Consider the following 20,627-nt stretch of genomic DNA (forward strand, 5'->3'; position numbering starts at 1 on the left):
GATAACCACGTGCCACCCACGCCGGTGAGAGGCGGCGCATAACTCCTATGACCGGGGAAGGGAAAGGGAAAAGTGAAAATGAACATCTCCTCTGCGGCACGGAGATTGATCTCCTCCCCGGTCATAGGCCGGGAGCGCGCACTGACCACCGCGGAACAGCTCAGCGCGACCGCATATCTCATGAGCAGCCTGGAGATACTGGCAGCCGAACGCGACCGCCAGAAAGGCGGTTTGAACAACTGGGATCTGGCCCGCGACAATTACACGTGGGCACCGCCGAAGGTGCGCGAATCGCTCGACTTCCTCGCCAGGCCGGACGTGACCCGGTGGATCCACGGGGCCCGCGCACTTGCCGGCGCCTCGCTGCTCGTACCGGGCACCAGTCGGCACCACCGCGCTGCCGCCAACGGCTTCCTCGCCCTCACCTCGGTCGCCATCTACCCGAGGCACCACTACGGCACCGACGGATCGGACCAGCTCTCCTTCCTCGTGCAGTCCGCGGCCATGATCGCCCGATTCGGCCAGCGGCAGCCGGCACTCGTCGACAGCTGCCTGTGGTACGTGGCGCTCCAGGCCACTCTCTCGTACGCAACATCGGGCTATGTGAAGCTCGTCAGCCCCATCTGGCGCTCGGGCGAGGCCCTGCCGGGCATCATGCGCACCGAGACCTACGGGGACCGCAAGGTCTACGACCTGATGAAGCGCTATCCCAGGACATCCCGGAAGCTGGCGCACGCGGTACTCGCCATGGAGTGCGCCTTCCCCGCGGTATTCCTCGCCAAGGGACGGCTCGCCCCGGCAATGCTTGCCGGACTCGGCTCGTTCCACGTGGTCAACGCCCGGGTGATGGGTCTGAGCCGTTTCGTGTGGGCCTTCCTGGCGACCTACCCCGCGATCCTCTACGTCACCCGGAGCCGCGAGTCCACGAAGCCCGGCGGAGGCAGCCGATGACCGCAACCACGACGATCACGATGCACCCCGTACGCAACGACGCGCTCCCTCGCATCGCCGGCGGCCTGCTGAGCGCCGTCGTCGCGACCGGGCTGACCGTCCAGCAGCTTCGCCACCGCAGGGTGCTGCGCGGTCAGGGCGACGAGTCGTTCTTCGAGACGTCCACGGGCAACGTGCTCGCCTATCAGCTCACCGAGGCCGAAGGACCGGATTCGTCGCCGGTTCTGGTCTGCGAGACCGGCCTGTGCTCCACCATGGAGCACTGGACCTGGCTACGCCGCATGCTCGGCCGCGACCACCCGGTTCTGGCGTACAACCGGGCCGGGTACGGACGAAGCGAGTACCGGCTGCGGGAGCCCTTCTCCCTTGCCGCGGCCGTCGCCGACCTGCGCGACCTGGTCCGTGAGGTCTGCCCCTCCAGGCCGGTGGTACTCATCGGACACTCGCTCGGCGGCCATCTCACGCTGCGGGCGGTCGAGCCGCTGCGCGATCTTGTGACCGGCGTTGTGCTGCTGGACCCCAGCCACCCCGCTGAGCTGCTGCGGTCGCGCATACAGGCCGACGGCGCCAACGTGCTGACCTCCGCTCTGGCGCTCATGCCGGAGTCCGCCCGGCTCGGTCTGGGAAGCCTGCTCGCCTCGCCTCCCTGGCTGCGGTGGCTGCCTGAGGACATGCGGCCGCTGATTCTGGACCAGTTCCGCGACTGGAAGCTGTGGAAGGCCACCGTTCGTGAATGGCGCGCGGCCCACACCGAGTTCCTCAACCACGACGGCGTGCTGCCGAAGGTCGGTGTACCGCTCCGGCTGGTGGCCGCGGCCACCACGCACGCCAGGGACCCGATCCACGCCGAGCTGCACCGGGAACTCGTCGGCACGTCGCCCGATGGCGACCTCTGCCTGATCGAGGACGCCAGGCACGACGAGCTCGTGATGAACGAACAGCCCGCGGCCCAGGTGGCAGAGCTGATCCGGGAGTTCACCGTCGGACTCCGCACCAGTGGGCTCTGCACGAGCGGGCTCCGCCCGACACCCGATGCGCCGGAGGTGCGCTGATGTTGCTGCCCAGGACCAGGACCAGGACCAGGACCAGGACCAAGACCGAAGTGATGAGGCGGGCGGTGGAGCTCGGCTTCGCGAGCTGGCTGACGATCACGATACTGAGCCAGCACCCGAACACCACCTTCGACCGGCTTCGGACAGGCGACAAGGTCGGGCTGCTCATACCCAACTGGCGGTTCTTCGCCCCGACCCCCGCCCAGCACGACTACCACCTGCTGTACCGGACGCTGGACACCGACGGCGAGCAGTCCGCCTGGCGGTCCGCATCACAGATCAACAAACGGAAGTGGGCGCACGCCGTCTGGTTCCCCGGACGCCGTCAGGAGAAGGCCGTCTTCGACGTGTGCGGCGAACTGGGCCGGTTGACCGTCCGTAAGGACGTGAAGGTCACCGACAGCGCGGCGTACCGGCTGCTTCGCGACTTCGTCACCCGGCACCTCGACGAGTCCGACCCGCGACGGGGCTCGCTCACCGGCTTCCAGTTCCTGGTGGTGCTCTACAGCGGGCACGACGACTCCGAGGACCCGCAGTACTCCTTCATCTCTCCCTTCATCCGGCTGCCCGAGCCAGACCCCACGGACCGCGCCGACGACGCCGATCCCACCGGTCACGTGGACCAATTGGAGCCCGCAGCATGACGAAGAGCGAGGCCGCGCCGCAGGTCGACGACCCCGGCTACGGCCGCAGGTTCGCGGACTTCTACGACAAGCTCTTCCCCAAGAACGCCGGTGCGGAGGGCACTGCCGAGGCTCTGGCGGCCATGGCCGGTGGCGGTCCCGCCCTGGAACTGGGCGTGGGCACCGGGCGGATCGCCATACCGCTCGCCGAACGCATCGGCGCTGTCGTCGGCGTCGACTCCTCCCCGGAGATGCTCGGGGAACTGCGCCGCGACGTGGCACGCGCCGGCGCTCCGGTCCAGGCCGTCCACGGTGACCTGCGCACATACGAGGACGAGTTCAGCTATCCCCTCGTCTACATGGTGTGCGGGACCCTCTCGCTGGTGCTCGACCCCGAGCAGCAGCGGCAGGCGGTCGCCAGGGCCGCACACCGCGTCGCACCGGGCGGCCGCCTGGTGATCGAGAACTTCAACCCCCCGGGGATCCTCGCCATGAGCCAGGACAACGGGCACTTCACCTCCTTCGCTCCTTACCCCGACCCCGACACCGGGCTGCTCACCTCCTGGTCGGTCGAGAAGGAAACGGGTCTGTGGCAGTCGTCCCACGTCTGGTTCGAGGACAACAGCTTCCGCATCGCCTCCGACGTCAACCGGCTCATCCCGCCGGAGGAGGTCGACCGCTGCGCCACCGTGTGCGGGCTGGAACCGGTTCACCGCTGGTCGGACTGGCAGGGCACGGCATACGACGAGCGCGGCGCGATGTACATCGCCGTCTACGAGATGCCCTGACGGGCTGGTGAGACGGGCCGGCGAGCCCGGCGCGGTACCCAGCAGCCACCGAGGTACGACCCACCAACTCCGGGAGGAGCCCGCAATGACAGCCACGCGGTACACCGATCGTCGGCGGGGCCGCGGACGGCACAGCCGCAAGACCGACCGCACCAGCTGGGAGGCGACCTGCGGCAAGCCGGAATCAGTCTGGACCGTATCTCTCCAGCACCGGGCGCTGCTGATCACGGGCATGCTGCTGGGACTGCTCGGTGTGGTCGCCTCGCTCGCCCAGCCCTACGCCATCGGCAGGCTGATCCGGACCGCCGAGCTGGACCAGTCGCTCGCCGGGCCGATCGCTCTGCTCGTCGTACTCTTCTGCGCGGACGCGGCCTTCTCCTCACTCCAGGCCTACACCATCGGACGAACCGGGGAGAACATCGTCTTCGACGTCCGCCGGATCCTGATCGAACGGCTGCTGCGGGCCAAACTGCCGTCGGTCGACAAGCAGCCACAGGGCGACATCCTCACCCGGACGGTGACCGACACCTCCCTGGTGAAGATCGCGCTTTCGCAGAGCCTGGCGCAGCTCGTCATCAACGGGGCGACGATCATCGGCGGTGTCGCCCTGATGTTCGCCATCGACATCTGGCTCATGCTGATCACAGTGGCCTGCCTGGGAGTGGCCAGCCTGGTGTCCGTCGGCCTCGCCCGCAAACTCCGGCAGGTAGCCGTGCAGAACCGCGAGGACACCGGTGCGTTCGGCACCGATGTGCAGCGGGTGCTCTCGGCGCTGCCCACGGTCAAGGCATCCCGTGCGGAGGACCGGGAGTTGCTGCGGATCGGCCGGCAGGCCCACCTCGCACGTACGTCGGGAATCCGGGTCAACGCGTTCAACGCGCTGCTGATGCCGTCCATGAACGTCGGTACCCAGGCGGCGCTGGCCGTCGTGGTCGGCGTCGGGATGACCCGCGTGGCCGGCGGAGCGATGTCGATCGCCGACCTGACCGCCTTTGTGATGTACCTCTTCCACCTTGTGTCGCCGCTGGTGCTGTTCTTCATGGCGATCGGCCAGTTCGTACAGGGGCGCGCCGCGGTACAGCGGGTGGACGGACTGGCCGTACTGCCCCAGGAGGGCCAGGAGGAACGGGTCCAGCAGCAGCCCGCCCTCGTCGGGTCGCTGATCCAGGACCGGGGCGCGATCGAGTTCCACAACGTCCGGTTCGGGTACGCCGGGCAGGGTGCGGAGGCGAACGCGCTGGCGGGCGTGTCCTTCCACGTACCGACGCGCGGGCTGACCGCGATCGTCGGCCCGTCCGGAGCGGGCAAGACGACCCTGTTCCAGCTCATCGAGCGCTTCTACCGGCTGGACGGCGGCAGGATCCTGCTCGGCGGCCAGAACATCGAAGCACTGCCCCTGGACACCGTCCGCGGACTGGTGGGCTACGTACAGCAGGACAGCGCGACGATGCGCGGCACCATCCGGGAGAACCTCACCTACGCCAACCCGGAGGCCGCAGAGGACGACATCCGCGAGGCCGTGGAGATGGCCGGTCTCTCGGATGTCGTCCAAGGTCTGCCGAACGGACTCGACACCGATCTGGGCGATCAGGGCAGCGGGCTCTCCGGCGGTCAGCGGCAGCGGCTGTGCATCGCCCGCACGCTGCTGCAGAAGCCCGCGATCATGCTTTTGGACGAGGCCACCTCCCATCTGGACTCCGACTCGGAGCGGGACTTCCGGCATGTGCTCCAGCGGGTCTCCCGGCACTGTGCGGTCATCGCGATCGCGCACCGCATCTCCACGGTGATCGACGCGGACCAGATCGTCGTGCTGGAGAACGGCAGGGTCCGTGCCACCGGAGTCCACGACGAACTGATGGAGCGGGACGATCTCTACCGTCGTCTCGCCGGCTCCCAGCTCCACGCCGAGTCGGGGCTCGTGGGCGAGGCGGTCATTCCGCGACTGGAGCATCAGCACCCGGCCTACGAGGCGTTCGAGCACCCGCCGCAGCAACTCGGGTTGGATGCGGACGCGTTCCAGCCGCAGAGCGCCGAGGGCACCTCGGACGTCCAGGCCGGTCGGCAGTTCCCCGAACCGGTGGGCGGCACCGTATGACGTCCGCCGACGTGGCCGTTGTGGGGACCGGACCCAACGGGTTGGCGGCGGGGGTGACTCTGGCCCGGGCGGGTCTGAAGGTGGAGCTGTACGAGGCGGCCGACACCATCGGCGGCGGACTGCGCACCCAGCCGCTCTTCGAGCAGGACGTGGACCACGACATCTGCGCCGCCGTCCACCCCATGGCCGCCGCCTCCCGCTTCTTCCGCGAGTTCGACCTCGCCACCCGCGGCGTGGAACTCCTGCACCCGGAGATCTCCTACGCCCACCCGCTGGAAGGCGGCCGGGCCGGACTCGCCCACCACGACCTGACCGCCACCTGCACGGGACTCGGTCCGGACGGCGAACGCTGGCGGACACTGATGCAGCCGCTGCTGGACCACAGCCAGGGCGTGGTGGATTTGATCCTCTCCGGCCAGCGCGCCCTGCCCCACGACCCGGCCGCCGCACTGGCACTGGCCACCCGGATACCGGTGCACGCCGGCCGTCTCGGCGCCGCCCGCTTCGCCACCGAAGAAGCGGCCGCCCTGCTCACCGGCGTCGCCGCACACGCCATGGGCAGACTCCCCAGCCTCGCCTCCGCAGCCGTCGCGATGCTGCTGGGCCACCTCGCCCACGGCACCGGCTGGCCACTGCCGCGCGGCGGCAGCGCCCGCATCGCCCGGGCCATGGCCGCCGACATCACCGCACACGGCGGCACCTTCCACACCACCTGCCCGATCACCAGCCTGGACCAACTCACCGGCGCCCACACGATCCTGCTGGACACCAGCGTCAAAGGACTACTGGCCCTCGCCGAGGACAGACTGCCACCGCGCTACACCCGCCGCCTCAAGCGATACCGCTACGGCCCGGCTGCCGCGAAGGTCGACTTTCTGGTCACCGAACCCATCCCCTGGGCCAACCCCACCGTCGGGAGAGCCGGAACCGTGCATCTGGGCGGCACCCACGCCCGGATGACCCACCAGGAGACCCTGACCGCCCGCGGCATACCCACCGAGGAACCCTTCGTGCTGCTGGTCGACCCGGCCGTCACCGACCCCGGCCGCGCACGCCCCGGCAAACGCCCGGTGTGGGCCTACGCCCACGTCCCCAACGGCGACCTCAGAGACCCCGCAGAACTCGTGCGCTCCCGCGTCGAGCACTACGCCCCCGGCTTCACCGACACCATCCTCGCCCACCGCTCCATCACCGGCGCCGGCTACGAGACCTACAACCCCAACTACGTCGGCGGCGATATCGGCTGCGGCGCCATGACCCTGACCCAGTCCTTCGCCCGCCCCACCGCCGGCATCGACCCCTACCGCACTCCTCTACCGGGCCTCTTCCTGTGCTCCGCCGCAACCCCGCCGGGACCCAGCGTCCACGGCATGTCCGGCTACCTGGCCGCACAATCCGCGCTACGCACCCGCTTCGGCATTACCACCACCCCCTCACTGGCACCCGAGCCGACTGTGGCGGAGGGCATGGGCTGACCCGGGTTCAGATCCAGCCCCGCTCGCGGGCCAGCAGTGCCGCCTGTGCCCTGTTGTCAGCCCCCAGATGCTTCATCACGGCTGCGACTTTGCGCCGGAACGTACGCACCGATACGCCGATGCTCCGTGCGGCGGCCTCGTCCTTCTCGCCCGAACACATCGCCAGGAGCACCTCCCGCTTGGTCTCGGAGGTCAGCGTTCCGTGCGCTGACTCCTCGTCCCTGGCCGGGAGTTCCTCGGCCTGTTTCCAGATCCGCCAGAAGAGGGCGACGATGCTGGAGACCAACCCGCTCTCGTGGGCGATCAACGCTCCGCGTGACGTTTCCGCGGGATCCACGGGTACCACGGCAACGGCCCGGTCGTAGACGAGAATGCGGTCCGTGGTCTCGTCGACGACCCGGATCTGTGCTCCTTGGTCCGCCAGTTCGCGCAGATAGGCCGCTGTGGGGGGATGATCGAGCGCGGCGCGCAGCACGATGCTGTGCAGCCGGATTCCCCTGCGCAGACAGCGCAGGTCCAGGCGGCGGGCGTACTCGATGCTCTCCGGCTGCAACTCCTCGTAAGGTTCGACGGAGAGCACTTCCTCCCGCGCGAAGAAGGAGAGGTCGTCTATCCGGTTGCGCATCTCCGCCAGATCCGTGACCTGTTCGACGTCACACGAGGCGGTAGTCCGTGAACTCTGCTCGGTACGCAGCGAATCGGCGATCTGCCGGCACCCGGTGACCTGCTGGAGTTCGCTGTGCAACTCTCCCAGCCGCTGATCCGCGAGCCGCGCGACGGCGGTGTCCGGATCGGTAGGGATCATGCGGCACCCGTCGATGATGCGCAGCATGCCCAGGTCCAGCAACCTGTCAACACAGTCCGGTACTGATTCCCTTTCGAGGTTCAGCTCCGCGTGGACCTCCTCAACGGCGATGTCGGGATTGCGGAGGAAGTACCGGTAGACCTTCTCTTCGGCCGCGCTCACACCGAGCACCGCCATCGCATTGGTATCCGGCCCGCGCCCACGTTGCTCGTGGGCCGGCTGGGGGAGACGACCTGCTCTGATGCGCGACGGACGACGCGGCGGCGTGGGAGCAGGGACACTGAGAAGCAGATCACGCATGGGAGTTGGACTCAGAGCTCCTCATTCAGGGGCAAGTTCACGTGGCCGGGCCGCACCGCTCACCGGTGTCGGCTGAGCGTGAACTCTTGTGGCAGTCGGTGAGTGACCCCGGCGGTCTTGGTGGATGGCGCACTGCTCGCACTGCTTGTGCGCCCGCGCGTCGGGTACTGCCCGACGCGACCGGCCCGGTCGATATCGGAGGTTCACAGAATCCGTGGCAGCGATTCAGGCGGGCTGTCTTCGGCATCTGGAGGTCTGCCCCCAGTCCGTTGACGCCGACCGCCTTCGACCCGCTTGCCGCGCTTGTGTGTCCTCTACGCCGTGGATATGAATGGTGGTCTGGCTCATCGCAGTCATCTCTGGGTTCTACAGTCATCTTCTTCGGCCCGAAGTGTGTGGACTCCGCGCCAAAGTGATCTGCCTGCCCCAGTCACCTGTCCTTTCGATCCTCACCGGCTGCCGGCTGAGTGTGCATCGGCAGATCGTGCAGCGATGAGGGGGAGGCAATCCGCACCCGCACGAGCTGACCAGCCGCTGCCGGACGCCGGGGGCGACAGAAGTCCACGGGGGTGACCGGAGGACGCCCGGCGGCGTACCGATCTGGTTCAAACACCACTCGACTTCTCACACACATCCCATCCTGGTTCTTGTCATACAAGCACCATGAACTCCGCGCACTTCGCGGCCACATGCATGATGCGACGGTGAGCCATGAGCAGGATGCTTCTGCTTCCCTCCACGCTCTTGTGAGCAACCTGGTGCGCCTGGAAGTAATGGCGCGGACGTCTCCGAACGGCGTAAGCGGGAAGGATCAGGCCTCGGTACTGGCGGAGCTGCAGAGGACCAGTGGCTGGGCCCTGCGAGCCGCTGTGGCACGTGCCCGGCAGCGGGGAGCGAGCTGGCGTCAGCTCGCCGTCACACTCAACATGCCGGCGATGACGCTGCACCGGCAGTTCCACTCCGGACGCGGCGTCTTCGCGATCGCAGAGCACCGCGGCGGCCCGGCGCCCACGGAGACGAACACGGAGACGGGAGAACGACCGGCGGACGCAGCCGGACAGCCCACGTTCGACGGCGCCCCGGCCACCTCCCCAGGAGCGCCGCCACGCCAGCAGGACGGCGATCCCCCGGCCGCACTGGACCAGCTCGTCGGGCGGGAACGCGAACTCGCGGACCTGCGTCCGCTACTGGCCAAGAGCCGCCTGATCACCCTGACCGGCCCGGGTGGCGTGGGCAAGACTCGGCTGGCGCTGGAATGCCTCGCGAAGATCCGCGCTTCCTACGGTGGTGGTGTGCGGTGGGTGAACCTCGCGCCCCTGTCGGACGGTTCGCTGATCGCGCCCACGGTCGCATCGGCCGTCCTCGGCGGATCCGTTCCGACCGGTTCCGTCGAGGATGCCGTCGCGGACGGCTGCGGCTCCCGGTCCGTCCTCATCGTGCTGGACAACTGCGAGCATGTGATCGAGAGCTGCGCGGAACTCGTCGAACCGTTACTGGAGCGATGTCCCCGGCTCAGCGTGCTGGCGACCAGCCGCGAGGCTCTGCAGATCACCGGTGAGACCGTCTTCCCGGTCACACCCCTGCCCGTACCCGGATCCGGCAGGGGCACCGCGGCCCGCTCCGGCGCCGCCGTCCAACTGTTCGTACACCGGGCGCGCTCGGTGCAACCGTCCTTCACCCTCACGGACACGATGGCCGAAACCGTGGCGGAGGTGTGCATGCGTCTCGACGGCATCCCACTCGCCATCGAACTGGCCGCGCGGCAGACCGCCTTCCTCTCTCCCACCCGTCTGCTGGAGGACGCCGACCGGCGGCTCGACCTGCTGGTGGGCGGTCTGCGCACCGCTCCGCACCGCCACCAGAGCCTGCGATCGGCCATCAGCTGGAGCTACGACCTGCTCGACGCGGAGCAGCAGCAGGTGTTCCGCCGGCTGTCAGTGCTCCCGGGCGGCTTCGAGGAGCCGTTGGCGACGGCGCTGTGCGCCGGTCTCGGACTGTCCGGACACCGTGTGTGGTCACTGCTGACCGCCCTGGCCGACAAGTCGCTGCTGGTGAGCGACCAGGCGGCCACGGGCCGATTCCGCATGCTGGAGTCACTGCGGGTCTTCGGCAAGGAATGCCTCGACGCGGCAGCCGAGTCCGAAGAAGTGCACGAGCGCTTGCTGGCCTGGATGACGGATTTCTCGGAGAGGCTGTTGCTGTGGACCGGCGATCCCGCCGTCGACCTCGCCGGACAACTCGACCGGGAACGCCACAACCTGCACTACGCCGTCAACACCGCTGAACGTCTCGGTGATCCGCGAACACCTCTCCTCGGCGCCGCGCTCACGTCCTGCTGGAACAGGCGCGGCGTTCCCCGCCAGGCCGAGAGACTCGCGGAGAGGCTGCTCGCAGCCCACCCGTCCCCCTCGGTAGGACGTGCCTGCCTGTCCACCACGCTGTCGGACGCACTCTGCCGACGAGGGCACCTCGCGGACGCCGTCGCCCCCGCGGAGGAAGCTCTCGGCATCGCCCGGACCCGAGAGCATCCCACCCTCATGGTCCGCGCGCTCGGTGCGCTCAGCAGAGTACGCAGCTGCCTGGGCGAGCACGACGTGGCGCTCGGGATATATCAGCGCCAGGTGGAGCTGCTGCGCACACTGGAGCAGCCCACACTCCTCGCGATGATCCTGAACCGCCACGCCTGGAAGCTGCTGATGATCGGCCGGGCCGACGAGGCGACCGGGCACATCGAAGAGGCGCTGTCGCTCCTTGACGGCGACAACGCGCCCGAAGCACTCAGCGCCACCCTGCACACCGCGGCCGGCGTCTCCATCACCCGGCAGCGGTTCGAAGAGGCCGCCCAGTACTTCACGATGGCGCTCACCATGCAGTCCGTCGACGCCGAGGGCAAGCTGTACAACCTCGAAGGCCTGGCGCTCGTCGCCATGATCGACGGCCAGCCCGAACGCGGACTGCGCCTGCTCTCCACCGCGAGAACGATCCGGGAGAAATCACATCTGGTCGCTGACGCGTGGTGGAAGGACATGGTGCAGACGGCCACGGAGCGAGCCCGCCAGGACCTGCCCCCGGCCCGTGCCGCCGCCGCGCTGGCGGACGGGGCGGAACTCAGCCATGACGAGGCCATCCGCTACGCCCTGCACAACGCCTGGCCGCCCGGCCGCTGCGACCACCCCGATCCGGTTCTCACCTCCCGTCAGTGGCAGGTGGCCGAACTCGTCGCACAGGGCCTGACGAACCAGCAGATCGCCGCGCGTCTGCACATCTCCCCACGCACCGCAGCGAGCCATCTGGAAGCCGTGAAGACCAGACTGAACCTGCAGACCCGAGCACACGTGGCCACCTGGGTCGCCGGCACCGAACACACTCGCAAGGAATAGTCACCGTCGAGGACGGTCAGTTGACCGTGTGGGTCCTGGCCGTTGGCAACCGTCGCGACACCTACCGCCAGGTTCCGTAGCTCGGAGTGCAGTTCGGTGCCGACTGTCCGCTGCGAGTCGCGGAGGTGTGCGCCTGCCTGCTTGTCGAAGGTTCCCGAATGTCTCCTGTAAGCGCAGCCCGAACTGCAACCGTGCAACGACGAAGGCCCCGACCGGCGTGCTGTCGGGACGTGCTGTCGGGGCGTTCGCGACAGCCCGGTGGCGCTGGGCGGAAAATCAACTGCCCCTCGACGGCGGTGGGTCGGCCCTGGTGGACATCCCCTCGCTGAGCACGGCGGGTGCAGCAGCCCGCCTTCGCCGGTCAGTTGCAGTCCCTTGCTACGGGCCTGCTCGACGAGCTGGTCGATCAGTCTCGCGTGCGCGGCCGGCTACGGCGGCGCAGCTCGGGGTCAGGGCATCCCACGGCGGTCACGCCCGGGTGGCGCGGAGATCTCCGCCTGAGGCCAGGTTGTCTCGCAGGCCGGCTTCTATGGTGGCTGGATGGACGACGAACCGAATCAGCAGACGAGTGACGGTGGCACCGACGAGGCTCGCGACTGGAACTGGGGCCCAGGAGCCGCTCTCGGAATCTCTCTCGGCGTGGCGCTGGGCGCCGCGTTCGGCAACGTCGCCGTGGGAGTCGCGCTTGGCGTTGCGTTCTTCCCCGTATTCGCCATGGCCTTCCGCCTGAACGGTGGCGACCGTCGGCGAACTGGACAAGAACCAGGACGATGAGAGGCGCGCTGACGACGTGCCTGCTCGTATACGCCCCAGCGAGCTACAGGTAGCCCTCACTCGGTGGAGGCTCGATCGGGGGAGGCTCCGCTGCAAGGGCGGCCTCCCCGGCAGCGCTTCTGCTGACACGGAACTGGTAAACGCTGACGCACACGGCCATCGCGCCGGCGACGCCGCCGATCACTGATCCAAAAGCGCCGAGGTTGTCCGCGGAGAGCAGCGGCACGCCGTCGTTCTCTGCCCCGGGCCCACTCCCTGTATCCGTTTCGCCTTCGCTGTCGTGGGTGCCGCCCCCCGTGCCGCCGCCCGTCAGTAACCCTTCGCTTGGACTGGGCTCGGCGTTGGCCGGTGGACGGTTGGCATGTGAAGCGGTCAGGTTCTCGGCGACGAGCAGGACACTGCCGGCCGATATCACGGTGAACAGCACCGGCAGTAGCCATCGACGGCGGCGCTGCGAGGCCGGCCAGGCCCCAGACGACCTGGCCGGTGGTCGTCGGGAGTGGCTACGAGCATGGCCGGCGCCCCTGGTGAGGTCGTTCCCACCGTGGATCGACCCCCGCATCGGCTGGGTGCGAAATGATGCGAACCAGCCCCGCGAGCTGTCGGGCGAGTCAATGTCGGATGTCTTCGCCCGACCTGAGGGAACCCGGCGGTGTAAACGGCGGTTGAGGACGTACCACGCCACGGGCGTGGTCAGCGCGAAGCTGACCAGTGCGGTGATCGCGTATTGCACCTATCCCCCTGCGGACTCGCCCGTTGTCGGCATCGTACCCGGGGCAAAGGCCATCAACGGGAGGGGATCAGCCACTACATGGGCATTCCGTGCCAGGTTTTCCCCCGCCTTCGTCGGCATCGCCGCAGCCCTCGTCAACTACCGCCGACTCACTTCATGACCACACTAGGATCAGCGGTGACATCGCGTGCCGGTCACTGGCTGGGTGAGGCATGGAGGTGTCAGGAGGTGCCTTCGGAGGCATTTCGTGACAGTCGAGTTGAACCACACGATCGTCCACGCCCGGGACAACCGGGAGTCCGCGGAGTTCTTCACGGACCTGCTGGGCCTTGAGATCACTGCGGAGTGGGGCCCGTTCATCGCGGTCGAGCTGAGCAACGGCGTCACGCTGGACTTCGCCACGATCCCCGCGGACCACATCGCCATGCAGCACTACGCCTTCCTCGTCTCCGAGGAGGAGTTCGACGCGGCGTACGCGCGGATCAGCGAGCGAGGCATCGAGCACTACGCCGACCCGCACCGGCAACAGCCCGGCGCGGTGAACCACAACGACGGCGGCCGCGGCGTGTACTTCATGGACCCGGCGGGCCATGCCATGGAGCTGATCACCGTGCCATACGGCGGCTGGACCTCGTAAGCACATGCGCCGAGGGCCGCACCCCGGACCGGGAGCCCGGACCGGGAGCCCGGACCGGAGTGCGGCCCTCAATCGCCGTTTGTGCCCGTTGTGCTCGCGGCCGGCGCCCCGCGATCACCTGAGCCGCCCCGGGCGGAGAGTTCGCCCTCCGTGATTGGCGCCGAACGCCGGCAGAGGACCCATAAGCCATCACCGGCACCGAAGGAAACAGTGTCTTATTGGCCGGCCCGTGTTCCCAGGCGACGAGTCGTGCACGGATCTCATCGGGTGTGCCGGTCAGGCCGCGCCTGCGCCGGGTTTCAAAGGGCACTGCGTCCAGGTGGCCAGCGGGTACCAGTGCCGCCGAGCTGGCCAAGCCGCTCGGTGGACCACTGAGCGCGAACACGGACTACCACGACTGCAAGCGGCTGTTGGACGACGCCGGGGTGCGGGACGCGCGTCTGCACGCTGCCCGGCACACGGCCGCGACCGTGCTCATGCTGCTCGGTGTCCCGGACCGCGTCATCGATCAGATCATGGGGTGGGAGCCGGGAACCTCTGCCCGGATGCGCGCTCGGTATCTGCACGTGCCCGACGCCATGCTCAAGGACGTGGCGCGGAAGCTCGCGGAAGCGATCCGGGGGCCACAGGACAACGGCCTGGTGGACAAGAACCAGGACAACGAGCGCTGAGAGAACGACGAAAGCCCCGACCGGCGTGCGGTCGGGGCCTTCGTTCAGCCCGGTGAGGCTGGGCGGAGGATACGAGATTCGAACTCGTGAGGGGTTGCCCCCAACACGCTTTCCAAATGTTCGCCTCGGGGTTCGGGGGCGGGCGGGGGTGTCTCAACCTGCGACGGGGCATCGTCGGGTGGCTCGGGCGGACGGTCCTGTACGGAGCTGAATGCAACCAGAACTGCAACCACGCCGCAGCCGTGTTCTGCCTGCTCGCCCGCCCGATTGCCATCGAGATCGCGAACGCCACCGTCGCCGCGTGCAGCACGGAGTTGTGCGGGCAGGGCTCGACCGCGGTGGCCTCCGACTCCACGCACGTGCGGGCCTACGACCAGAATCCGTTCACCGGCGAGGTCAACCTCGACATGGACACTCGTCTGAACCTCGCTGCGCCCACCGTGCCACCGCCTCGGGGCGACGGCCGACGCCTGCCACCCCGCGGCCGACCGAGCCGTGTGAGCCGGCGGGAAGCGGTTGCCCCGACGCTGGGGTCTCGATGGTGTTCAGAGACCACGCAGTGGACCGCGGTGAACGTTGTCAGCTCCAAGTTGGCGAGGGTTCGCCCTCCGGTCGGTACGGCACGGGTAGGCCGGTTTTTGCGTCCAAGAGCACGCGGTCGTCCACCGGACGGTCCAGCTTCACCGTCACTTGCTGCAGCTTCGCCTGCTTCGTACAGAGGCCACCGTCTTTCCGGTTCATCACGGAAGCCGACAGCACGACGCTGCCGCGTGTCTCGAATACATCCACTGAGGAAGACTCCTCGCAGACGCCATGCATGGTGACCAGGCTTACCGACCGACTCTCAGGTTTCATTCGCACCAGATGGTGGAGTCGGTACGCCGGGAGGTCGCCGGTCCTCCCGATCGGTGATTTAGGTGGCTTTGACGGAATGGCGGCTGCCCGCTTGAGGGGCGAGTCGTATCCCTCCAAGGTGAAAGTCCAGGCGGGAACCGTCGCAGGGCCGCGGCTGGTTGAAATGGTCATCTCGCCCAGTCGTACGCCCGTGACCGTCAGGTACGGCTTCCCGTCCGTGTTGCCACTGGACAGGGCCTTGTACGCCTCGTCCGCACTCAACAGGGGGCGCGAGAGTGACCTGCCCCCGGACCAGACCACCTGGCCGTTCTTGGGCCGGGTGGCGGGCAACTCCGCTCGCAGAACGAGATTCCTGTTGCGGTAGGCCTCCTTATCGGCCTGACTGCGCAGTCCGCCCTGCGGTGGCTGGGTCACGTCGCTCATGGGGTGGTACCCCGCTCGCCAAGTTGCAGCTGCGGCCGAGTCGTCCCATGCTTCAGCGACCTTCTGGGCGCGATCCCCCACCGCTTCTGCGGTGGCGTGTGCCTCCTGCTGGTCGCCGCTGGTCCGACTGCCGCACCCGGAGGTGGCGCCCAGACCGAGGGCGGCCAGGACCGCCATGGCAATGAGGCGGGCGGAGTTCGATCGTCCGATCCGCATGTAACCCCCCGGTGTGAGGCAGGAAGCTGGACTGTGCGACGAAGCCGGCACAGGGCGGGTTTCACGGGAAGCCGGACTCGCGAGGTCAGTAGACGTGAAGTCCGCGCTCGTCCAGTCCTGGCTATTGACGCCGATCCGGTCGATCGCCTGCCCTCAATGAGACCGGGCGGGCATTCACTTACCGGCGGCGGGGCCGTACCACTGCATGGCTTGGCCGGTGACGGCGGCGATGCAGTCGAAGTCGTGATCGCGGTGCAGGAGGGTCAGGCCCTGGAGCTCCGCGGAGGCGGCAACGACGAGGTCCACCGCTCCCGCGCTGCGGTGCTGACCGCGCTGGGTCAGCAGTTCCTGGACCTCCCACGCGCGGCCGTAGGCGCGGTCGTCGACGGGCGCCCAGCCGAAGAGCAGCCGCATGTCCTCGATGCCACGCGCTCGGTCCGCGGCAGACCGGGCGCTGTAGAAGAACTCCAGCTCGGTCACGGGACAGGTTGCGATGAGACCGGCCGTAGCGGCCTGGTCCCATCCGTACTGGTCGGCGTCGGTACGGAGAAAGCGGGCGAGCGCACTGGTGTCGATCAGGAACTGCGCCGCGCTCACCGCCGGTAGTCCCTCTTGTCTTCGAACAGGTCCAGATCGAAGTCACCCTCGTCCGCTGAAGCCCGCAGCCGCGTGAGAGCGAGTGCTCGGCGGCGGTTCTCGAGCACCTCACGCAGAGCGGTGTTGACCGTCTCCTTCTTGTTGCCGGTGCCCAGGGCCTGAGCCACGTCGGCCAAGAGCTCGTCATCCAGGTCGATCACTGTTCGACTCATACTCGCACCTCCATGGATATCAATGATGGCAGCAAGTATATCTCGATGGATGTCGGGCGAGCTGATCAAACGCGGGATCTGAGGAGCCGATGAGCGTCCTGCCGTCCTGATGCAGACCCGGCGGGCCTGCGACCGGGCCGATTCCCGGGTTGCCCAGTTCCGGCCTGGCGACGCCCGGGCCGGTGGATTGCCCGGAACCTCTACGAGCGATGACCAGTGGTCCCGCCTCGGTGAACTGCGCGAGATCCAAGCCGGGCCCTCTCCGCCCCCGCTGGCGGAGGAGACCGACGAAAGAGACCTACGTACCAGCGGGTGAGGTACCGGTTGTGCAACCCGAGCATCTGCGTGATCGCCGGGTCGCCGATGCGCGCGACACGGCCGTTCGCCACGACACGGCGCAGAGGATGCGGCGCTTCGCCCCGGAGGAGGAAGACATCCTGTCCGCCCGGATGGGCACAGTCGGGCCCGTGGCCCCCCGAACACACGATGCCCTTGCCGGGGCGTTGCTCGGATCGACGCACTTCCCGGCGCCGATCCGCCCACCCCGGCCGACACCTTCCCCGCGAGACCTCCCGATGAGCGTATTGCGCCTTGCTGCCAGGTTCGCCTGGCTCTTGGTGGCCGTTCTGTTCTCCGTCGTTCTCGCGCCGGCCGCTTTCATCTTGCAGACACGCACCGGAACGAGAGCGGCCGGGGCCGCTCTCGTGGCAGGTTGAGCGTTCGCCGTTGCGGTGCTCCTGAGCCCTGCCGATCATTACGGCATCGGTGTGCGAGACGCACCAACGACGAAGGCCCCGACCGCAGTTGGGTCGGGGCCTTCGTTCAGCCCGGTGAGGCTGGGCGGAGGATACGAGATTCGAACTCGTGAGGGGTTGCCCCCAACACGCTTTCCAAGCGTGCGCCCTAGGCCACTAGGCGAATCCTCCGCCGCAAACACTACAAGACGCCGAGGCGTGCTCGCGAACTCGATCCCCGGTACGGCCATCGGGTACTGTTGGCCGCAGCCCCTCACGTGGCGCTATCTCTCTGAACTCCCCCAGGGCCGGAAGGCAGCAAGGGTAGGAGGGCTCTGGCGGGTGCGTGAGGGGCGTTCGCGTGGGTGAGGGAGCGCGCGGGCCCTTCGGGCCCGGTGTGCGGGCTCGTTCCGGATCCCTTCCGGGCCCTGTTCGGCCCTTGATCCGCCCGTCGTTCCGGGCGCTGGTCCCGTGCTGGTGTACGGGTGGCCGGTGGGTGGGGTGAGCGCGGCGCGGGTTGTCGGTCCGCACCGATATCGTCGGGGGTGTGTCGTCCCTCGCCCTGTACCGCCGGTATCGCCCCGAGACCTTCGCCGAGGTCATCGGGCAAGAGCATGTGACGGAGCCGCTTCAGCAGGCTCTGCGCAACAACCGCGTCAATCACGCGTATCTCTTCAGCGGGCCGCGCGGCTGCGGCAAGACGACCAGTGCGCGCATCCTGGCCCGCTGCCTCAACTGCGAGCAGGGGCCGACGCCTTCGCCGTGCGGTGAGTGCCGTTCGTGCCAGGACCTCGCGCGCAACGGTCCCGGTTCGATCGACGTGATCGAGATCGACGCGGCGTCGCACGGGGGCGTGGACGACGCACGTGAGTTGAGGGAGAAGGCGTTCTTCGGGCCGGCGTCGAGCCGTTACAAGATCTATATCGTCGACGAGGCGCACATGGTCACCTCGGCGGGTTTCAACGCCCTGCTGAAGGTGGTCGAAGAGCCGCCCGAGCACCTGAAGTTCATCTTCGCGACGACCGAGCCGGAGAAGGTCATCGGCACGATCCGCTCGCGTACGCACCACTATCCGTTCCGGCTCGTGCCGCCCGGAACTCTGCGTGACCATCTGGCCGAGGTGTGTGAGCAGGAGTCGATCCCCGTCGAGGAGTCCGTGCTGCCGCTCGCCGTACGGGCGGGCGCCGGGTCGGTGCGGGACGCGATGTCGGTCATGGACCAGCTGCTGGCGGGCGCCGGTGAGAACGGTGTGACGTACGCGATGGCCACTGCCCTGCTCGGATACACCGACAGCGCGCTGCTGGACGGCGTAGTGGAGGCGTTCGCGGCGGGCGACGGGGCCAAGGCGTTCGAGATCGTCGACCGCGTCATCGAGGGCGGTCATGATCCGCGGCGCTTCGTGACGGATCTCCTGGAGCGGCTGCGGGACTTGGTGATCATCGCCGCTGTCCCGGAGGCGGTGGAGAAGGGGCTGATCGACGCCCCGGTCGAGGTGGTCGAGGGGATGAGGGCACAGGCCGTGTCCTTCGGAGCCGCCGAACTCAGCCGCGCGGCCGACGTCGTCAACACGGGCCTGACCGAGATGCGCGGAGCGACATCGCCGCGGCTGCAGCTGGAGTTGATCTGCGCGCGGGTGCTGTTGCCGGCGGCGTACGGGGACGAGCGTTCGGTGCAGGCGCGCCTCGACCGGCTGGAGCGGGGTGCGGCCTTCGCGAGCGCCGCGGGGGGCTCCGCCGCGCCCGCGCAGGCGGCGCCGCCGGAAGGGCCTCCGGCGCCGCGGGCCGCTGCGGCTGCTCCGGCGCCGCAGGCTGCTCCCGCCGCGAACGTGAGGGCCGGTGAGCAGGCACAGCATGCGGATGTGGGGCCCGCGGCGGACCGGTCCGCGGCGACGGCGCCCTCCGGCGAGCCGGCCGGCGGCGACGCGGGTGCTGCGGCTTCCCCGCCTCCGTCGGGCGGCGGCGGCAGGCGGCCGGGTGCGTGGCCCTCGTCGACGGGAGCCGGTGCGGGGACTGGCGCAGGGGCCGGTGCCGCTGCCGGGCCGGGGCCCGGGCCCGGGTCGGGGTCCGCCGACGGCTCCGGGGGCGAGGGTGCCGGCGCGTCCGCGCAGGACGAGGCGCCCCCTCGGGAGCCGTCCCGTCCGCCCGGTGCCTGGCCGGGCAGCGGCGGCGCCGCCCAGCAGGGCCCGGGCGCGCAGCCGGAGCCCGCCGAGCCCGCGCCGGCTCCGGCCGCGTCGGCTCCGGCCGCGCGGGAAACGTCTCGGGAAGCGTCTCCGGAAACGTCTCGGGACGCGTCTCCGGAGTCGTCCAGGGACGCTCCCCGGGAGGCGTCCCAGGACCCGTCGCAGGGCGCTGCCCAGGTGCGGCAGATGTGGCCGCAGATCCTGGAGGCGGTGAAGAACCGGCGCCGCTTCACCTGGATTCTGCTGAGCCAGAACGCGCAGGTCGTCGGCTTCGACGGGGCCACGCTCCAGCTCGGTTTCTCCAACTCCGGCGCTCGCGACAGCTTCGTCGGCGGCGGCAGCGAGGACGTGCTGCTCCAGGCGCTGAACGATGCGCTGGGCGTGCAGTGGAAGGTCGAGGCGATCGTCGACCCCTCCGGGGGCGGCGGTGCGGGCGCGAGAGGCCCGGGCGGCCCGCCGGGAGGCGGGGGCGCGGCGCCGGGCGGCGGCTTCGGCGGCAGCGGTGGCGGCGGCTTCGGCGGCGGTGCGGGCGGCGGATCATCGGCGCCCTCCGCCTCTCCGGCCGGGCCGTCCGCGCAGTTCTCCCCGTCGGGGCAGCGGGCTCCCGGCTCGTCCTCGGGGCCGGGTACGGGCGGTGCCGGGCCGTCGCCCCAGGGCCAGGGCTCCGGAGGGGGCGCCGCGGGCGCCCGTCAGGCACTCGCCTCGGCGCAGGTCGCCCCCGGAGCCGCGCAGTCCGCCGGGATGTCCGGTTCGGGCGGCGCGCCGAACGGGGCGGTTCCGGGCCCCTCGGGGCCGCAGGGTGCCGCGGCGCCGGCGGCTTCCGCGCCGGCGGTTTCCGCGTACCGCGGTGCGCTCGAGGACGACGTGCCCGCGGAGGACGATCCCGATCTCGACGAATCAGCCCTCTCCGGCCATGACTTGATCATGCGCGAGCTGGGGGCCACGGTGATCGAGGAATTCGATCACGAATGACGTTTTCGTTGCGTTCCGTCCCGTTCCAGGTGGTCGAGGGGCGGGTTGGGTGCAGGTTCAGCGGGGTCGGCGCAGAGCACGTAGGCTCGACTACAAGATGAACAACCGCGCGTACGGCATCTGTCCGAGGCAGGTGAAGCAGCCGTACGGCGTGG

The 20,627-nt window shown here is 69.1% G+C and carries 15 protein-coding genes, 1 tRNA gene, 1 other RNA gene and 1 pseudogene; 12 read left to right on the plus strand and 6 right to left on the minus strand.

The window, feature by feature from the left end:
* The first annotated feature begins 78 nt into the window (after positions 1-78).
* The 6 genes from H180DRAFT_RS29920 to H180DRAFT_RS20610 all read left to right on the plus strand — a co-directional run bounded on the left by H180DRAFT_RS29920 (position 79) and on the right by H180DRAFT_RS20610 (position 6,984).
* Positions 79-951: a hypothetical protein gene (locus H180DRAFT_RS29920; RefSeq protein WP_159033594.1), complete on the plus strand. Its 873-nt coding sequence runs from the start codon at positions 79-81 to the stop codon at positions 949-951.
* Positions 948-2,003 (plus strand): alpha/beta hydrolase, encoded by a 1,056-nt coding sequence (locus H180DRAFT_RS29925; protein WP_055487594.1) that lies wholly within the window; start codon positions 948-950, stop codon positions 2,001-2,003. Before H180DRAFT_RS29920 ends, H180DRAFT_RS29925 begins: the two co-directional genes overlap by 4 nt.
* Positions 2,003-2,647 (plus strand): hypothetical protein, encoded by a 645-nt coding sequence (locus H180DRAFT_RS20595; protein WP_139151414.1) that lies wholly within the window; start codon positions 2,003-2,005, stop codon positions 2,645-2,647. The genes H180DRAFT_RS29925 and H180DRAFT_RS20595 overlap by 1 nt, the downstream gene beginning before the upstream one ends.
* Complete coding sequence (locus H180DRAFT_RS20600; RefSeq protein WP_055487596.1) at positions 2,644-3,414, plus strand: class I SAM-dependent methyltransferase; 771 nt, start codon at positions 2,644-2,646, stop codon at positions 3,412-3,414. The genes H180DRAFT_RS20595 and H180DRAFT_RS20600 overlap by 4 nt, the downstream gene beginning before the upstream one ends.
* Positions 3,415-3,499: 85 nt before the next feature.
* Positions 3,500-5,509, plus strand: coding sequence for an ABC transporter ATP-binding protein (locus H180DRAFT_RS20605; protein WP_254666103.1), 2,010 nt, complete (start codon positions 3,500-3,502; stop codon positions 5,507-5,509).
* Positions 5,506-6,984, plus strand: coding sequence for a phytoene desaturase family protein (locus tag H180DRAFT_RS20610; RefSeq protein WP_055487597.1), 1,479 nt, complete (start codon positions 5,506-5,508; stop codon positions 6,982-6,984). The genes H180DRAFT_RS20605 and H180DRAFT_RS20610 overlap by 4 nt, the downstream gene beginning before the upstream one ends.
* Positions 6,985-6,991: 7 nt before the next feature.
* Here H180DRAFT_RS20610 and H180DRAFT_RS20615 read toward each other — a convergent pair whose 3' ends face one another.
* The gene (locus H180DRAFT_RS20615; protein WP_055487598.1) at positions 6,992-7,966 is read right to left on the minus strand and encodes a LuxR C-terminal-related transcriptional regulator; all 975 of its coding nucleotides are present in this window, start codon (positions 7,964-7,966) and stop codon (positions 6,992-6,994) included.
* A gap of 827 nt (positions 7,967-8,793) precedes the next feature.
* On the opposite strand from H180DRAFT_RS20615, the gene H180DRAFT_RS20620 reads away from it, so the two are divergent.
* Both H180DRAFT_RS20620 and H180DRAFT_RS29240 read left to right on the plus strand, forming a co-directional pair.
* Positions 8,794-11,469 carry an ATP-binding protein gene (locus H180DRAFT_RS20620; RefSeq protein ID WP_159033595.1) on the plus strand — a complete coding sequence of 892 codons (2,676 nt, stop codon included), beginning with the start codon at positions 8,794-8,796 and terminating at the stop codon, positions 11,467-11,469.
* Between the two features lie 540 nt (positions 11,470-12,009).
* On the plus strand, positions 12,010-12,243 hold the full coding sequence (locus tag H180DRAFT_RS29240) for a glycine zipper domain-containing protein (protein WP_107097715.1): 234 nt from the start codon (positions 12,010-12,012) through the stop codon (positions 12,241-12,243).
* A gap of 43 nt (positions 12,244-12,286) precedes the next feature.
* Here the strand turns inward: H180DRAFT_RS29240 and H180DRAFT_RS29540 are convergent, their stop codons facing one another.
* Positions 12,287-12,670, minus strand: coding sequence for a hypothetical protein (locus tag H180DRAFT_RS29540; protein WP_139151416.1), 384 nt, complete (start codon positions 12,668-12,670; stop codon positions 12,287-12,289).
* A 553-nt stretch (positions 12,671-13,223) separates the two neighbouring features.
* On the opposite strand from H180DRAFT_RS29540, the gene H180DRAFT_RS20625 reads away from it, so the two are divergent.
* Together H180DRAFT_RS20625 and H180DRAFT_RS20630 are read left to right on the plus strand one after the other, a co-directional pair.
* On the plus strand, positions 13,224-13,613 hold the full coding sequence (locus H180DRAFT_RS20625) for a VOC family protein (RefSeq protein ID WP_055487600.1): 390 nt from the start codon (positions 13,224-13,226) through the stop codon (positions 13,611-13,613).
* 353 nt (positions 13,614-13,966) lie between these two features.
* Positions 13,967-14,284 (plus strand): annotated as a pseudogene (locus tag H180DRAFT_RS20630) (tyrosine-type recombinase/integrase); the annotation flags it as partial.
* Between the two features lie 579 nt (positions 14,285-14,863).
* Here the strand turns inward: H180DRAFT_RS20630 and H180DRAFT_RS20635 are convergent.
* The 4 genes from H180DRAFT_RS20635 to H180DRAFT_RS20655 all read right to left on the minus strand — a co-directional run bounded on the left by H180DRAFT_RS20635 (position 14,864) and on the right by H180DRAFT_RS20655 (position 17,513).
* Positions 14,864-15,562, minus strand: coding sequence for a hypothetical protein (locus H180DRAFT_RS20635; protein WP_254666104.1), 699 nt, complete (start codon positions 15,560-15,562; stop codon positions 14,864-14,866).
* A gap of 390 nt (positions 15,563-15,952) precedes the next feature.
* Positions 15,953-16,375 carry a PIN domain nuclease gene (locus H180DRAFT_RS20640; protein ID WP_055487603.1) on the minus strand — a complete coding sequence of 141 codons (423 nt, stop codon included), beginning with the start codon at positions 16,373-16,375 and terminating at the stop codon, positions 15,953-15,955.
* Positions 16,372-16,587, minus strand: a complete 216-nt coding sequence (locus H180DRAFT_RS20645; RefSeq protein ID WP_055487604.1) for a type II toxin-antitoxin system VapB family antitoxin — start codon at positions 16,585-16,587, stop codon at positions 16,372-16,374. Before H180DRAFT_RS20645 ends, H180DRAFT_RS20640 begins: the two co-directional genes overlap by 4 nt.
* 841 nt (positions 16,588-17,428) lie before the next feature.
* Positions 17,429-17,513 (minus strand) — tRNA-Ser (locus tag H180DRAFT_RS20655).
* A gap of 73 nt (positions 17,514-17,586) precedes the next feature.
* On the opposite strand from H180DRAFT_RS20655, the gene ffs reads away from it, so the two are divergent.
* Positions 17,587-17,683, plus strand: an RNA gene (gene ffs, locus H180DRAFT_RS20660) — signal recognition particle sRNA small type.
* 185 nt (positions 17,684-17,868) lie between these two features.
* Complete coding sequence (locus H180DRAFT_RS20665) at positions 17,869-20,472, plus strand: DNA polymerase III subunit gamma and tau (protein ID WP_107097722.1); 2,604 nt, start codon at positions 17,869-17,871, stop codon at positions 20,470-20,472.
* Positions 20,473-20,627 lie beyond the last annotated feature (155 nt).

Source organism: Streptomyces sp. WMMB 322, assembly GCF_900090145.1.
In the GTDB taxonomy this organism is placed as follows: Bacteria; Actinomycetota; Actinomycetes; order Streptomycetales; family Streptomycetaceae; genus Streptomyces.